Source organism: Listeria goaensis, assembly GCF_900186125.1.
In the GTDB taxonomy this organism is placed as follows: Bacteria; Bacillota; Bacilli; order Lactobacillales; family Listeriaceae; genus Listeria; species Listeria goaensis.
This window is the reverse complement of the sequence record NZ_FYBQ01000004.1, coordinates 44,666-59,942: the sequence shown is the minus strand read 5'-3', so window position 1 is coordinate 59,942 and position 15,277 is coordinate 44,666. Positions and strand designations below refer to the sequence as shown.

Here is a 15,277-nt window from a genome sequence, read left to right as displayed (position 1 = left end):
AAGGATGAAAAGAAGTCGAAAGTATAGTGTATGCTTAATTGACTTTAGTTGTATTTCCATGAAGCCCTCTTTTGTTATTTTAAGTATAAGTGATTCAGGCAAACGCGTCAAAGTTATTTTTTGAAAACTTTGTCTTTTAACGGTGTTTTAATCCCGTGTTATAATAATAGATGAAAAGGAGGTTTTGACATGAGATTTGAATCCAATTATGTGCAAAAGCAGCAACAAAAACAATCGATGAAGCTTGCGATGACGCAGCAACTTTCCCAATCTATTGCAATGCTACAATTTACAACGGCTGACTTAACGACTTTTTTGGAAGATAAAGCTCTGGAAAACCCTCTAATTGAAGTGGTCGCTGGCATTGATGTTGCAACAGACTACAGTTATACGAAGCGCAAAAAAAATTATGATACGGATAATGACTGGTTGGAACAAATTGCGGACAGCAAGGAAACGCTGCCTGATTTTTTGAAGAATCAAATCGCGCTTATGAAATTAAGCTACAAGGAAAAAATTGTTTTGCTGTATCTTGTGGAAAGTTTGAATGATGCCGGTTATTTAGTGACGGACATTGAAACGATTGCGAGCGGGCTTTTGATGAGCGAAGCGGATGTGCTCGCGGGTCTTGAAGTTTTACAAAGCCTAGAGCCGGCTGGTGTGGGTGCGCGTGACGCGAAGGAGTGCATTTTGTTGCAGATTGATCGTTCGATAGACGCGCCGTATATTGCGTACGATGTGATTTCAGAACATTTTACTGCTTTTGCGGAGAAAAAGTGGAAGAGCATCGCGAGCGCGCTTGATGTCCCGCTTTCAGAGATTCAGCAAGTTTCTGATTTTGTGCAGACGTTAAATCCTAAGCCAGGGTCCGAATTTGAAACGGAACGCGTGCAGTACGTTGTCCCGGATTTGATTTTGCAACAAGTTGGACAGGAGCTGTTCGTTTCAGTGGCGAAACAATTCATTCCACAAATTAGATTCCAAGAGAACTACTATAAAATGATGCGCGACACGAAGGAAAAAGATGTGCTGAACTTTTTGAAAGACAAAACTGGCGAGTATGACTGGCTTATGAAAGGCATGGAGCAGCGCGAGGATACATTAAAACGTGTCGGCAAAGCAATTGTTGCCCACCAGAAAGCTCACTTTTTAGAAAATGCCCATCTAGAGCCGCTAACCCTTAAAGAAATCGCTGAAGAAATTGGCGTCCATGAATCAACGGTTAGTCGAGCTGTGAACGGGAAATATATTGAAACAAGCCAAGGTGTGTTTGAACTAAAGTCCTTTTTTGCGTCCGGTTTACAAAAGAAGAAGGAAACGGCAACGGATACAGGAGATGTTTCAAGCGCGAGTATTAAACAGTTGATTCTTGACTTTGTAAAAGAAGAAGACAAGCGAAAACCACTTTCAGATCAGAAAATTGTTGATTTGCTTGCAGAAAAAGGGATTGAAGTTTCGCGTAGGGCGATTGCCAAATATCGGACAGAACTGCGAATTCCATCTTCTTCTAAAAGAAAACGATTTGATGAATGATAGACGAATTTTGTCCCAGTTTTAAAAATGATGGGACGAAATTTGTCTTTTTTTATGGAAACATGGCAAGGGCGCTATTTCAAATGAAGCTAGTCATAAGAAGCTCTAAGTAAAATGAAATATTTTCCTTTTGTAAAAAAATGATTGCTTTTTCATAAATGTCCCACTTATTACTTGAAGAAATTCCAAAAGGCTGTTAAAATAAATGTTGTAGGGTAATAAAGGAATGATAAAGCTTCATCATAATGCACGTAGAGCGAGAGAAGGTAAGAAAAAGAGAAAGACGTATGATTTGAAAAATTCATCCAGTCGAAAACTTAGAAACCTTTATCTCCACTTTTTTTAGTTTCAACGGGACGCTTGATGACTATGCGGGTCGAATGGTGTCCAAAAGCGAGGAGCAATTAAAATGTCAGATTTAATTAACATTCAACAAAAGCTATTACCCGACGTTTTAGCGGTCATGCAAAAACGCTATCAAATACTTCGTTCCATTTATTTTGCAGAGCCTGTTGGCAGGCGGACTCTAGCAGGAATGCTCGGCATGAGTGAACGCGTTCTTCGCGGCGAAGTTGAATTTTTGAAAGCGCAAGGACTGATTGATATTGCATCATCAGGAATGACTGTGACAAAAGAAGGGCTCATTGTTTTTCGTGATCTCGAAAGCATAATGAATCAACTATCTGGTTTACATTCTGCAGAAAATAGACTGGCGGAGCTTTTACAAATAAAGAAATGTTTAGTCGTGCAGGGAGATAGTGATATTACGCCGTGGGTACGCGAGGAAATGGGTCGTGTTGCTGTAAAACAACTTGATTTAGCATTAGTTGAAAAACGCAATGTTGTAGCTGTCATGGGTGGTTCTACAATGGCAACCTTTGCAGATACAATGCCAAGCGATTTTGCTAAAGGGCGAGAGTTGCTTTTCGTTCCTGGGCGAGGTGGAATCGGCGAAGATTTAGATAATCAAGCCAACACCATTTGCGACCGCATCGCAACAAAAACAGGTACTAAACACCGTGTTCTATACGTGCCAGAACAGTTAGGTGAAGAAGCTTATCAATCTCTTATGAAAGAACCTGCGATTCAAGAAGGTTTGCGCTTGGTGCAATCGGCAAACGCAATCGTTCATGGTATCGGTGACGCGCTTACGATGGCGAAACGCCGCCATACAAGTGATGAAGTTATCGATAAGATTACACGTCTTGAGGCAGTTGGCGAAGCATTTGGTTATTATTTCAATGAGCAAGGTGAAGTCGTACATAAAGTTTCTACATTCGGCCTGCAATTTGAAGATTTAGCCAAAATCCCGCACATCATTGTTGTTGCTGGTGGGACTTCAAAGGCGAAAGCAATTAAATCGTATATGAAAAGCGCTCCGAAAAATACGATTTTAGTCACGGACGAAGGAGCAGCAAATATGCTTTTAAATGGGAGTAAAACCCATTTGAAATAAAAAAATTTCACTTATTTTCAAGGAGGAAATAACTCATGACAGTTAAAGTTGGTATTAATGGTTTTGGACGTATTGGACGCTTAGCATTCCGTCGTATTCAAGAAGTAGAAGGAATTGAAGTAGTAGCAATCAATGACCTTACAGATGCTAAAATGTTAGCACACCTTTTAAAATATGACACAACACAAGGTACTTTCGGTAAAGATGTTGAAGTACACGATGGTTTCTTTAAAGTTAACGGAAAAGAAGTTAAAGTTTTAGCTAACCGTAACCCTGAAGAATTACCATGGGGCGACTTAGGTGTAGAAATCGTTCTTGAATGTACTGGTTTCTTCACAATACAAGAAAAAGCTGAATTACACTTAAAAGCAGGGGCTAAAAAAGTTGTTATCTCTGCTCCAGCAACTGGTAACATGAAAACTATCGTTTATAATGTTAACCATGAAACACTTGACGGAACTGAAACAGTTATCTCTGGTGCAAGTTGTACAACTAACTGCTTAGCTCCAATGGCTAAAGCTTTAGACGACAACTTTGGTATTGTTGAAGGTCTTATGACTACAATCCATGCTTACACTGGTGACCAAATGACTCTTGATGGTCCACACCCTAAAGGTGACTTCCGTCGTGCTCGTGCAGCGGCTGAAAACATCGTTCCTAACTCTACTGGTGCTGCTAAAGCAATCGGTGAAGTATTACCAAGCCTTAAAGGTAAATTAGACGGAGCTGCTCAACGTGTTCCAGTTCCAACTGGTTCCCTTACTGAACTTGTAACAGTTTTAGACAAACAAGTAACAGTTGACGAAGTAAATGCTGCAATGAAAGCTGCAAGCGATCCAGAAACATTTGGTTACACTGCTGACCAAATCGTATCTTCTGATATTAAAGGTATCACTTACGGTTCTTTATTCGATGAAACTCAAACTAAAGTTATGTCCGTTGGCGACAAACAATTAGTTAAAACTGTTTCTTGGTATGACAACGAAATGAGCTACACTGCTCAATTAGTTCGTACTTTAGAATACTTCGCTAAAATTGCAAAATAAGCCTGAATTAAATAAGTTTTAAACGAATAGGCGGAGACATGTATTTGTTTCCGCTTGTTTTCTGAAGTTATTTAGTTTTATGTTACAAACTCAAACTACACGAGCGACTGTGTATTTTGTTATTATCAGGAGGAATCCAAATGGCTAAAAAAGTAGTGACTGATTTAGACTTAAAAGACAAAAAAGTACTTGTTCGCGTTGACTTTAACGTGCCAATGAAGGACGGCAAAATCACAAACGATAATCGTATTGTAGCTGCTCTTCCAACTATTAAATATATTGGACAAGAAGGCGGAAAAGCAATTTTATTCTCCCATCTTGGAAAAGTGAAAACTGAAGAAGATAAAAAAGACAAATCCCTTCGCCCGGTTGCTGAACGTTTAAGCGAATTACTTGGCAAAGAAGTGAAATTTGTTCCTGTAACACGCGGCGCTGAACTTGAAACTGCTATTTCTAATATGAAAGACGGAGACGTTCTTTTATTTGAAAATACGCGTTTTGAGGACGTTGAAGGTAAAAAAGAAAGCGGCAACGACCCTGAGCTTGGCAAATACTGGGCATCTTTAGGCGATGTATTCGTAAACGATGCTTTTGGTACAGCTCACCGTGCGCACGCTTCTAACGTTGGAATTGCTTCTAACTTAGATTCTGCAGCTGGTTTCTTAATGGAAAAAGAAATTAAATTTATCGGTGGGGTTGTTGAAAACCCAGATCGCCCACTTGTAGCAATTTTAGGTGGCGCGAAAGTATCCGATAAAATTGGCGTTATCGAAAACTTATTAAAAGTAGCAGACAAACTTTTAATTGGTGGCGGTATGGCTTATACATTCATGAAAGCAAAAGGCTATGAAGTCGGTATTTCTCTTCTTGAAGCGGATAAAGTGGATCTTGCAAAACGTTTAATGGAAGAAGCTGGTGATAAACTTGTTCTTCCAATTGATACTGTTGTAGCGAAAGAGTTCAGCAATGATGTTCCTTTCCACACAGTTGCATCTGATGCTATTCCTGCTGACGAAGAAGGACTTGACATCGGCGAAAAAGCAATCGAACTATTTGCGAAAGAGCTTGAAGGAGCGAAAACAGTTATTTGGAATGGTCCAATGGGCGTTTTCGAAATGAGCAATTTTGCAAAAGGTACAATTGGTGTTTGTGAAGCTATCGCAAACTTAAAAGATGCAACAACAATTATTGGTGGTGGTGACTCGGCAGCTGCAGCTATGCAACTTGGATTTGCTGACAAGTTCACGCACATTTCAACTGGCGGCGGTGCTTCTCTAGAATATCTAGAAGGTAAAGAACTACCAGGCGTTGCATCTATTAGCGATAAATAAAAACAAATTTTTTAGTTCGAAAGGATGTTTTTCATGCGTAAACCAATTATTGCTGGAAACTGGAAAATGAACAAAACAGCGGCTAAAGCTGCAGAATTTGTAGAAGAAGTGAAAGGGAAAGTGCCAGCTAAAAGCGCGGTTGATTCTGTAGTCGCTTCCCCAGCTTTATTCCTTCGTGACTTAACTCGTTTAGCGGAAGGAACTGATTTGCAAATTTCTGCTCAAAACTGCTATTCAGAAGATGAAGGTGCATTCACTGGAGAAACAAGTCCGTTTGCACTTGCTGATCTTGGTGTATCTTATGTGATTATCGGTCACTCTGAACGTCGTGAGTATTTCCATGAAACAGATGAAGATATTAATAAAAAAGCACATGCGATTTTCAAACGTGGCATGACACCAATCATTTGCTGTGGTGAAACACTTGACCAACGTGAAGCTGGTCAAACTGAAACTTGGGTTCGTGGTCAAATTCGTTCTGCTATTGCAGGGCTTACTGAAGAACAAGTGAAGAAAACAGTTATTGCTTATGAGCCAATCTGGGCAATCGGTACTGGTAAATCTTCTACAAGTAAAGATGCAAACGAAACTTGTGCGGTTATCCGCGCGGAAATTGCTGACGCTGTTTCTAAAGAAGCGGCAGAAGCGGTTCGCATTCAATACGGCGGAAGTGTAAAACCAGAAAATATTGCTGAATACATGGCAGAATCAGATATTGATGGCGCTCTTGTAGGGGGCGCAAGCTTAGAACCTAAATCTTTCTTAGCTTTATTGGAGGCAGTAAAATAAAATGAGTAAATCTCCTGTAGCGATTATTATCTTGGACGGATTTGGACAACGTGCTGAAACAGTTGGAAATGCTGTTGCACAAGCAAATAAACCAAATTTCGACCGTTACTGGGCTGAATTTCCGCATAGTACGTTAAAAGCTTCGGGTCTTGATGTCGGTCTTCCAGATGGACAAATGGGTAACTCAGAAGTAGGGCATACAAATATCGGTGCAGGTCGTATCGTATATCAAAGCCTAACACGTATTGATAAAGCAATTGCGGAAGGCGAGTTCCAAGAAAATAAAGCCATTAACAACGCATTTAATCATACGAAGGAAAACAATTCCGATTTGCATTTGTTCGGTTTGCTTTCTGACGGTGGTGTTCATAGTCACATTAACCATCTTGTTGCACTACTTGAAACAGCGAAAGCGAAAGGTGTTCCAAACACATATATCCACGCTTTCCTAGATGGTCGTGACGTGGCGCCACAGTCTGCTGTTGAGTATTTAAAAGAACTTCAAACAGCTATTCAAAAACTTGGATATGGTGAGATTGCGACTGTATCTGGACGCTTCTACGCGATGGATCGCGACAAGCGCTGGGAACGTGTTGATAAAGCCTATAAAGCGCTTGTGTACGGTGAAGGTGAAAAATTTGCGGATCCAATTAAATTAGTTGAAACTTCTTATGAAAATGGGAAAAACGACGAATTTGTTGTGCCGGCAATTATTGCGAAAGACGGTGAAGCTACTGCGACGGTGAAAGATAATGATGCAGTCATCTTCTTTAACTTCCGTCCAGACCGTGCTATCCAACTTTCAAATGCCTTTACAGACAAAGAATGGGAACATTTTGAACGTGGGGAGAAACATCCTAAAAACGTGAAATTTGTGACGATGACTTTGTATAATCCAAGTATTGACGCTGAAGTAGCTTTCGAGCCAATTGAAATGAAAAACGTAATTGGGGAAGTATTATCTGATGCCGGGTTATCGCAACTGCGAATTGCTGAAACGGAAAAATACCCACATGTTACATTCTTTATGAATGGCGGAAGAAATGAAGAATTTCCAGGCGAAAATCGGATTTTAATCAACTCGCCAAAAGTTGAAACTTATGATTTAAAACCAGAGATGAGTGCTTATGAAGTAACAGACGCACTTGTTCAAGATATTAAAGACGACAAGCACGATGCGATTATTTTAAACTTCGCGAATCCGGACATGGTTGGTCACTCTGGTATGCTTGAGCCAACAATTAAAGCGATTGAAGCGGTGGATGAAAATCTAGGTCGTGTAGTTGATTTAATTTTAGAAAAAGGTGGTTCTGCTGTTATTTTCGCGGATCACGGAAACTCTGAAACGATGTCGACTCCAGAAGGAAAACCGCATACTGCGCATACGACAGTTCCGGTTCCGGTCATCGTAACGAAAAAAGGTGCAACATTACGCGCTGACGGCCGTTTGGCGGATGTGGCACCAACTATGCTTGATTTATTAGGCGTAGAAAAGCCAGTTGAAATGACTGGTGAAAGTTTAATTGAGAAATAAAACAGTTTTTACTTTTGTTTTTACTAAAACAAAGCTACAATAAAAATGTAATTTAAAATGTGGGATTGGACGAGTTGAGAGAATACCAATATGTGTGTGGTGGAGTTGCTTTGTTCGAAGGGGCTTTTGGGGATTGTGGTTCTGGAAAGGGCACTTTGTTCGAAGGGGCTTTTGGGGATTGTGATTTTGGAAGGCACTTTGTTCGAAGGGGCTTTTGGGGATTGTGATTTTGGAAGGTACTTTGTTCGAAGGGGCTTTTGAGGATTGTGATTTTGGAAGGTACTTTGTTCGAAGGGGCTTTTGAGGATTGTGATTTTGGAAGGTACTTTGTTCGAAGGGGCTTTTGAGGATTGTGGTTCTGGAAGGGGCACTTTGTTCGAAGGGGCTTTTGGGGATTGTGATTTTGGAAGGTACTTTGTTCGAAGGGCTTTTGAGGATTGTGATTTTGGAAGGCACTTTGTTCGAAGAGTCTTTTGAGGATTACATGTTCGCTTTGCTCACATGCATATTGGGACTCTAACTCACTTTGTTCGAAGAGTCCCAACAAAGGAGAAGATATTAATGTCTATTATTACTGAAGTATATGCTCGCGAAGTTCTTGATTCTCGTGGTAATCCAACTGTTGAGGTAGAAGTTTATACAGAAGCTGGTGCTTTTGGTCGTGCGCTTGTTCCAAGTGGTGCGTCTACTGGTGAATACGAAGCTGTAGAATTACGTGATGGCGATAAAGGTCGTTACCTTGGTAAAGGTGTTTTGAAAGCTGTTGAAAACGTAAATGATATTATTTCTGATAAAATTATCGGTTTTGATGTTACTGATCAAATTGGTATTGATAAAGCGATGATCGACTTAGATGGTACACCGAACAAAGGTAAATTAGGCGCTAATGCTATCCTTGGTGTTTCTTTAGCTGCTGCTCGTGCTGCTGCTGACGAATTAGGCGTACATTTATACGAATACATTGGTGGAACGAACGCGAAAGTTCTTCCAGTTCCAATGATGAACATTTTAAACGGCGGCGAACATGCTGATAACAATGTTGATATTCAAGAATTTATGGTTATGCCAGTAGGTGCTGCTAACTTTAAAGAAGCTTTACGTATGGGTGCTGAAATTGTGCACGCGCTTAAAGGTGTTCTTAAAGGTAAAGGTCTTAACACTGGTGTTGGTGATGAAGGTGGTTTCGCGCCAAACTTAGAATCTAATGAAGAAGCAATTGAAGCGATTATCGAAGCAATTGAAGCTGCTGGTTACAAACCAGGCGAACAAGTTCGTATTGCAATGGATGCTGCATCTTCTGAGTTCTATAACCGTGAATCTGGTAAATATGAACTTAAAGGTGAAGGCGTAACACGTACTTCTGAAGAAATGGTAGCTTGGTATGAAGAAATGATTAACAAATACCCTATCATCTCTATTGAAGATGGCTTAGATGAAAACGACTGGGATGGTTTCAAACTTCTTACAGAACGTATTGGTTCTAAAGTACAATTAGTTGGTGACGATTTATTCGTAACAAACACTGAAAAATTAGAGCAAGGGATCGAAAAAGGTATCGCGAACTCTATCCTTATCAAAGTTAACCAAATTGGTACTTTAACTGAAACTTTAGATGCGATTGAAATGGCTAAACAAGCTGGATACACTGCAGTTGTTTCTCACCGTTCTGGTGAAACTGAAGACTCCACAATTGCTGATATCGCAGTTGCAACAAATGCTGGTCAAATTAAAACTGGTGCGCCAGTTCGTACTGACCGTGTTGCGAAATACAACCAATTATTACGTATTGAAGATAACCTTCAAGATCTTGCGGAATACCGTGGTCTTAAAGCATTCTACAACTTGAAAAAATAATTGAATTCTGAGCTCGGTGAGCGATGCGGAAACGCATGGCTCGCCGGGCTTTTTTTATTGGGGGATTTTAGGCGGGGAAGGGGGTGTTTTGTGGGATTTTTAACTTTGTTTTAGTTAGGAAAAAGCAGTTGATTTTTAGGGTTGACAGTTGCCAAACTTCGCGTTATGATAGGTCTATTGTAATTCACAAAACCTTTATTTTAAGGGTAGGAGGACTGCTGAAAAATGAGTGCGGATCGTAGCTTTATGTTAAAAGCGGGAAATCGTGCTGTTTTACTCTTGCATGGCTTTGCAGGGACTACAGAAGATGTCAAAAGTTTAGGAGAATATTTAGCTGAAAATGAGTATACGGTGTATGCTCCGAATTTCCGTGGACACGGAGATGAGCCAGCGTTATTCTTGAAAACGACGCCTGAAATGTGGTACGAAGATGCTGTTTCTGGGTATAAGTTTTTGGAAAAAGAAGGATACCATGAAATTGCGATTATTGGTGTTGCGATGGGTGGCGTGTTTGCGCTTAAAATGGCGGAATCATTTTCACCGAAAGCGATTGTACCTTTATGTGCGAACGTTAATCGCAAAATGCGCTATATTCCAGTAGAGAAATATTTGCTAAAACAACTTGCAAAAGAAGGTTTTGAAGCGGCGTCTGCGGAAGCGATGCTAAAAAGCTATGAACCGGAAATTAAAAAGATGGCAGACGCACGTTCTGATTTTTATAAATTTGTGGCGGATAATATTGAAAAAATCCATGTGCCAACAATGATTGGGCAAGGTTGCCAAGATGAGGAAATTGACGCGGATAACGCGAATTATATTTTCAAAAATATTCATACGGCGGAAAAACAACTTTGTTTTTATCAAGGAAGTGGTCACGATATTGTGAACGACTGTGAACGTGATATTTTAGAAGAAGATTTGCTTTACTTCTTGGATGATTTAAACTGGTTGGAAGAAAAAGTTGTATGATGTGATGAACACTGACGAGCACCTACTTGTTGGTGTTTTTTTATAAATTAGGAGGAGTTTTATGAAAACGATACTTTTTCAAGGTGACAGTATTACGGATGCGGGACGGAATCGCGCGGATAGTGGGAGTTTAGGCGAGGGTTATGTGGCCATGATTTCGCGAATGCTGCCTGAATTTCGGGTGATTAATCGTGGTGTTTCTGGTGATTTAACGACGGATATGCGTGCGCGCTGGCAACAAGACGCAATTAGGCTTGCGCCGGATTATTTGTCGATTTTAATTGGGGTTAACGATACTTGGCGGAGCTTTTCGGAATGGCGGGATACTTCGACTAGCGCGTTCAAAGCGGTGTATGCAGATGTTTTGGAGGACGCTACTCAAAATACGGAGGCGAAGCTAATTTTAATGGAGCCGTTTGTATTGCCAATTCCGGCGGATAGGAAAGACTGGCGGGCTGACTTGGATCCGAAAATTCATGCTGTGCGGGAGCTTGCTGATGAGTACGGGGCGTTGTATGTGCCGCTTGATGGGATGTTAAACGCAGCGGGGATCGCGCAAGGATATGCTGAAATTGCGCCTGACGGGGTTCACCCGACAAAAAGAGGACACGAGTTGATTGCGGAAGCTTGGTGTTCGTCTTTTGCTAGCTTTACAAAAAAATAAAAAAATGCTATATTAAAGGTCATGCGATGAGCCTTATGCAGCGTGATTTTTAGCTGCCGAGTGTTTTCTGCATTTATGGGTTTGTGGAGACCCGCAGAAAACCGCATTATGTCTCGTAAAGACAGGAGCACCCGTTTATTAAAGCGGGTGTTTTTTTTGTGTATATTCGGCGCTAAAAGTCTCATTTTTTGTGAAAAACGTCACAATTTGTCTACAGCATTTAGGTGTCATTATTGGTATGTTAATTAGGTTGATTAAATATTACGGAGGTTAATTAAATGAAAAAAATGTTGTTAGTTCCAGCTACAATGCTTGTGGCCGTGGCGTTTCTTACGGGTTGTTCGAATGATACAGAGCCAAAAGCGAGCGAAAAAGTGGTGAAGAAAGAATCAAGTGACCATATCGATTATAAAAATCAAAAGGATTGGAAATTTGAGTCTGGGGATTCGCAGTCACCAATTAATATTGAAACTGCTAAAACCGAGCCGATGAAAGATTCTGGAGAAATTGAGCTTGATTATTCAGATGCTGTAGTAGATGAGGTGGATAACGGGCATAGCATTCAAGTTGATGATACGGGTACGGCGAAGATTAACGGGCGTAACTTTGAACTTAGTCAGTTCCATTTCCACGCAAAAAGTGAGCACACGCTGAATGGGGAGCATTATCCGATTGAAGCGCATTTTGTCAACCAGTCGCAAGATGGACGAATCGCCGTAATTGGTGTGTTCTTTAAAGAGGGTAAGGAAAACGCAGGTTTTAATACGGTGCTTGCGAATATTAAAAAAGGTGAAAAAGTAAAAGTTGGAGATACGATTAATGTGGCAAGTATGCTTCCAGAAAATAAAAGTTACTATCATTATTTAGGATCGCTTACAACTCCTCCTCTTTCAGAAAATGTGGAATGGTATGTGATGGCAAATCCCGTAGAAGTTTCAAGTGAACAAATTAAGGAGTTTGACCGATATTATGATGCAAACAATAGGGAAATTCAAAAGCTTAACGGTCGTACAGTGTTAGAACATAAAGAATAGAAGGAAAAGGCAGCTTTTTAGTAGGGGTTAAAAAGAGCTGCTTTTTCCTTTTCGCTTCGGACAAAATTGCGCTGTGCTTCAATAATTTCGGCGGCCATTGGGGAGCTGTAAACATCCAATTTTTGCTCAACACCCTTTAAATTTTGTTGTAATAGTGCTATTTCTTCTAAAACTTTATCACGATGATCAGAAAGTAATTTTTTTCGCGAAGCAATCGATTCAGTTCCGACCATACAGTATGAAATGTAAGTCCGAATATCTTTGATTGACATTCCAGTCGCTTTTAGACAACAAATTGTGTGGATGAACTGTAAGTCCGATTCCGTAAACTCTCGGTAGCCAGATTTATTTTTTGAAACAAATGGCAGTAATCCTTGTTTATCATAGTAACGAATTGTATAGATACTTAAATTAAACATTTCAGAGACTTCTTTAATTGTATAAGTCATAGTTCCTCCTAAAAATAAACGCTTGCTCTAGACTATGGTCTAGGGTTTATTCTAATAATAGCTTAAAAAGTTATTTTAGTAAATAAAGATGATATTTGGAGGAATTGGCATGAAAAATAAAGTTTTAGTAACTGGTGGAACAGGTTTTATGAGTATGCAAATTATTTTACAATTATTGCAGCAAGGATATAATGTAAAAACCACTGTTCGCAATCTTAATAGTAAAGAAAGAGTTTTAGATACTTTGCTAGAGCATGGTGTGGGTGTGGACACGCTTGAATTTGTTGAAGCTGATTTAACTAGCGACAAAAACTGGGAAGACAATATGAAAGATTGTGAATATGTACTAAGTGTTGCATCGCCTGTTTTTTTCGATATACCTAAAAATGAAGAGGAGGCAATTCGGCCAGCGATTGAAGGAGTCTTACGTATTTTAAAGGCTGCACATAAATCAGGTGTAAGACGTGTTGTAATGACATCTAATTTCGGAGCTGTAGGTTTTAGTAATAAGGATTTAAATTCGACAACTACAGAAGAAAATTGGACGAACGAACATGAGGCAGGGCTTTCAATTTATGAAAAATCTAAGCTTTTGGCAGAAAAAGCAGCTTGGGAGTTTGCTAATGAGAATCCGAATTTAGAACTAGTGACAATTAATCCGGTAGCCGTTTTTGGACCTGCGTTAGATAGTCACGTCTCGGGGAGTTTTGGTTTGCTTAAAATGCTACTAGACCCAAAAGTAAAAAAAGTTCCCAATATACCGCTTAATGTGGTAGATGTTCGTGATGTGGCTAGCATGCATATTCGTGCTATGACAACGAAAGATGCGGCAATGCAACGGTTTATTGCTTCGGCAGACGGAGAAATTTCCATGCTAGAAATAGCTAAACTACTAAAAAAAGCACGACCAGAGTTAGCAGACAAAGTAACGACAAGAACCATTCCTAATTGGTTCATAAAAATTGGTGCGAGGTTTAACCGTCAAGCGAAAGAAGGGTTGTTACTTTTAGAGATGAACCGGAAAATCAGTAATGCCAAGGCGAAAGAAGTCTTAGGTTGGGAGCAACTTGCAACGAAGGAAGAGGCCGTTCTTTCGGCAATAGATAGTTTGAAAAAATACAATTTAATTTAAAAAGAACGGAAAATCAGTTTGTTGATTTTCCGTTCTTAGTTTTATCTTCCGTCGCCGAATTCCCAGTCCATAACGGAATCCACTTCATCAAACGTAATCATAACGTCGGCTACGTGTGGAATGGTGGCGACAGAATCTTCAATACGTTCGCGAATTTGGTCGATTTCAGCAAGCGTGAGCGAGGAGTCAAGTTCAACCTCAGCATCGACATGGAAAGAATCTCCCTCTTTTAAAACAGTTAAAACTTGGATATCTTTCACATCAGGGTCGGTCATAATAAGCTGCCCAATTTGGAGGTGCATGCCTTCGTCGGACTCTCCAATCGCACCAGCAGCGTTGTCTAGGAACACTTCGCCAACCACGATAAACATCATTAGGCCAATTAAAATCGAAGCAATTCCTTCTGCTTGATGGAATGGTGTATAATGGGAAATCACAACAGCAAGGGCAGCCAAAAGCCCACCGCCAGTTGCAACAGAATCTTCCATAAAAACAAGCTTAGTAGCGGCTTTTGCTGACTTTAAATTTTTCATCGCAGCAGGGAAAAGTTTGAATCCTTTCGCTTGAACGCCCGTCTCATGCGTAATTTCGCGCATCGCCTTCACGAGGACAGTCGCTTCTAAAAGCGTACAAGTAAGTAAAACAATTAGGTTGATTAAAAAACCAGTCGATTCACTGGGGTGGATTATATGGGTGATGCCTTCTTTAATGGTTTCGTACGCCATGATGCCAACGACAAGGACAGCGCCGAGTAAAACTAAATTGACGACACGGCCAAAGCCTTTTGGAAAGCGTTTCGTCGGGCGTTTTTTACTAAGAGCAGATCCTGTGAAAACAAAAAGCTGGTTGGCAGCATCGCCTAAACTATGTAGCGTTTCAGCGAACATCGCCACATTGCCAGTAAACATATAAGTTATGCCTTTTACGAGTGAAACGACTGCATTTACAATTGCCGCCATCAGTGCCGATTTATTTCCGTGTTTTAATAGCTGAAAAAATTCTTTCAAATTGTCTCCTTCTTTCGGATAAGTTGTCTTTCATTATTTTAGCATGAAACATGGTGCGATAATAGCAAAACAAATACGATTTGACTATTTTTGACCAATGTGTTATTATTTTGTTAGTTACTTACTAAGGGTAACCAGTTAGAGGAGGGATCACATGAAAGAATTATTAGCAAAAATCAATCATTACGGGGCAAAACAAAAAAGCGAAGGGCTTACGGCAGCTGAAAAAGCGCATCAAGCAGAACTTCGCAAAGAATATTGCCAAATGATTCGCGGGACGCTTCAAGATAATTTACATCATGTGACCATTGTAGATCCATTAGGCGACGATGTAACACCGAATCGATTAAAAGAAATTAAAGCGGATTTAAAAAAATAAATGAAGCAAAGGGCATACCGATTTATCATAGAACGGGTATGCCTTTTTCTATATTAAATGAATATGGTTGCGACAACTCAACTTGTTTTATATAATATTA

General features: G+C 40.1%; 14 protein-coding genes. 12 read left to right on the top strand and 2 right to left on the bottom strand.

Features of this window, described 5'->3' with window-relative positions:
- The first annotated feature begins 189 nt into the window (after positions 1–189).
- The 10 genes from rpoN (at position 190) to CFT42_RS06525 (ending at position 12,210) form a co-directional block, all read left to right on the top strand.
- Positions 190–1,533, top strand: coding sequence for an RNA polymerase factor sigma-54 (gene rpoN, locus CFT42_RS06570; protein WP_088815755.1), 1,344 nt, complete (start codon positions 190–192; stop codon positions 1,531–1,533).
- Positions 1,534–1,942: 409 nt separating this feature from the next.
- The gene (locus CFT42_RS06565; protein WP_088809779.1) at positions 1,943–2,989 is read left to right on the top strand and encodes a sugar-binding transcriptional regulator; all 1,047 of its coding nucleotides are present in this window, start codon (positions 1,943–1,945) and stop codon (positions 2,987–2,989) included.
- A 35-nt stretch (positions 2,990–3,024) separates the two neighbouring features.
- Positions 3,025–4,035 (top strand): type I glyceraldehyde-3-phosphate dehydrogenase, encoded by a 1,011-nt coding sequence (gene gap / locus CFT42_RS06560; protein ID WP_088815754.1) that lies wholly within the window; start codon positions 3,025–3,027, stop codon positions 4,033–4,035.
- A gap of 140 nt (positions 4,036–4,175) precedes the next feature.
- Positions 4,176–5,366 (top strand): phosphoglycerate kinase, encoded by a 1,191-nt coding sequence (locus tag CFT42_RS14965; protein WP_088815753.1) that lies wholly within the window; start codon positions 4,176–4,178, stop codon positions 5,364–5,366.
- Positions 5,367–5,399: 33 nt separating this feature from the next.
- Entirely contained in the window at positions 5,400–6,155 is a 756-nt protein-coding gene (gene tpiA / locus CFT42_RS14960) for a triose-phosphate isomerase (protein ID WP_088809782.1), read from the top strand.
- Between the two features lies 1 nt (position 6,156).
- Positions 6,157–7,689, top strand: coding sequence for a 2,3-bisphosphoglycerate-independent phosphoglycerate mutase (gpmI, locus tag CFT42_RS06545; RefSeq protein ID WP_088809783.1), 1,533 nt, complete (start codon positions 6,157–6,159; stop codon positions 7,687–7,689).
- A gap of 561 nt (positions 7,690–8,250) precedes the next feature.
- Complete coding sequence (eno, locus tag CFT42_RS06540) at positions 8,251–9,543, top strand: phosphopyruvate hydratase (RefSeq protein WP_088809784.1); 1,293 nt, start codon at positions 8,251–8,253, stop codon at positions 9,541–9,543.
- A 225-nt stretch (positions 9,544–9,768) separates the two neighbouring features.
- The gene (locus CFT42_RS06535; RefSeq protein WP_088809785.1) at positions 9,769–10,512 is read left to right on the top strand and encodes an alpha/beta hydrolase; all 744 of its coding nucleotides are present in this window, start codon (positions 9,769–9,771) and stop codon (positions 10,510–10,512) included.
- Between the two features lie 61 nt (positions 10,513–10,573).
- Complete coding sequence (locus tag CFT42_RS06530) at positions 10,574–11,176, top strand: SGNH/GDSL hydrolase family protein (RefSeq protein WP_088815752.1); 603 nt, start codon at positions 10,574–10,576, stop codon at positions 11,174–11,176.
- Between the two features lie 278 nt (positions 11,177–11,454).
- Positions 11,455–12,210 carry a carbonic anhydrase gene (locus tag CFT42_RS06525; RefSeq protein ID WP_088815751.1) on the top strand — a complete coding sequence of 252 codons (756 nt, stop codon included), beginning with the start codon at positions 11,455–11,457 and terminating at the stop codon, positions 12,208–12,210.
- A 17-nt stretch (positions 12,211–12,227) separates the two neighbouring features.
- On the opposite strand, the gene CFT42_RS06520 is transcribed toward CFT42_RS06525, so the two are convergent.
- Complete coding sequence (locus tag CFT42_RS06520) at positions 12,228–12,659, bottom strand: MerR family transcriptional regulator (RefSeq protein WP_088809788.1); 432 nt, start codon at positions 12,657–12,659, stop codon at positions 12,228–12,230.
- Positions 12,660–12,768: 109 nt separating this feature from the next.
- On the opposite strand from CFT42_RS06520, the gene CFT42_RS06515 reads away from it, so the two are divergent.
- Positions 12,769–13,791, top strand: coding sequence for an SDR family oxidoreductase (locus CFT42_RS06515; RefSeq protein WP_088809789.1), 1,023 nt, complete (start codon positions 12,769–12,771; stop codon positions 13,789–13,791).
- A 41-nt stretch (positions 13,792–13,832) separates the two neighbouring features.
- Here the strand turns inward: CFT42_RS06515 and CFT42_RS06510 are convergent, their stop codons facing one another.
- Positions 13,833–14,798 carry a cation diffusion facilitator family transporter gene (locus CFT42_RS06510; RefSeq protein ID WP_088815750.1) on the bottom strand — a complete coding sequence of 322 codons (966 nt, stop codon included), beginning with the start codon at positions 14,796–14,798 and terminating at the stop codon, positions 13,833–13,835.
- Between the two features lie 154 nt (positions 14,799–14,952).
- Between CFT42_RS06510 and CFT42_RS06505 the strand changes: the two genes are divergently transcribed.
- Positions 14,953–15,177: a DUF896 domain-containing protein gene (locus CFT42_RS06505; protein WP_088809791.1), complete on the top strand. Its 225-nt coding sequence runs from the start codon at positions 14,953–14,955 to the stop codon at positions 15,175–15,177.
- The last annotated feature ends 100 nt before the right edge of the window (positions 15,178–15,277 follow it).

Coding starts and splice junctions, on each gene's coding strand:
- rpoN (WP_088815755.1), top strand. CDS start 190: ATGAGATTTGAATCCAATTATGTGCAAAAGCAGCAACAAAAACAATCG.
- CFT42_RS06565 (WP_088809779.1), top strand. CDS start 1,943: ATGTCAGATTTAATTAACATTCAACAAAAGCTATTACCCGACGTTTTA.
- gap (WP_088815754.1), top strand. CDS start 3,025: ATGACAGTTAAAGTTGGTATTAATGGTTTTGGACGTATTGGACGCTTA.
- CFT42_RS14965 (WP_088815753.1), top strand. CDS start 4,176: ATGGCTAAAAAAGTAGTGACTGATTTAGACTTAAAAGACAAAAAAGTA.
- tpiA (WP_088809782.1), top strand. CDS start 5,400: ATGCGTAAACCAATTATTGCTGGAAACTGGAAAATGAACAAAACAGCG.
- gpmI (WP_088809783.1), top strand. CDS start 6,157: ATGAGTAAATCTCCTGTAGCGATTATTATCTTGGACGGATTTGGACAA.
- eno (WP_088809784.1), top strand. CDS start 8,251: ATGTCTATTATTACTGAAGTATATGCTCGCGAAGTTCTTGATTCTCGT.
- CFT42_RS06535 (WP_088809785.1), top strand. CDS start 9,769: ATGAGTGCGGATCGTAGCTTTATGTTAAAAGCGGGAAATCGTGCTGTT.
- CFT42_RS06530 (WP_088815752.1), top strand. CDS start 10,574: ATGAAAACGATACTTTTTCAAGGTGACAGTATTACGGATGCGGGACGG.
- CFT42_RS06525 (WP_088815751.1), top strand. CDS start 11,455: ATGAAAAAAATGTTGTTAGTTCCAGCTACAATGCTTGTGGCCGTGGCG.
- CFT42_RS06520 (WP_088809788.1), bottom strand. CDS start 12,659: ATGACTTATACAATTAAAGAAGTCTCTGAAATGTTTAATTTAAGTATC.
- CFT42_RS06515 (WP_088809789.1), top strand. CDS start 12,769: ATGAAAAATAAAGTTTTAGTAACTGGTGGAACAGGTTTTATGAGTATG.
- CFT42_RS06505 (WP_088809791.1), top strand. CDS start 14,953: ATGAAAGAATTATTAGCAAAAATCAATCATTACGGGGCAAAACAAAAA.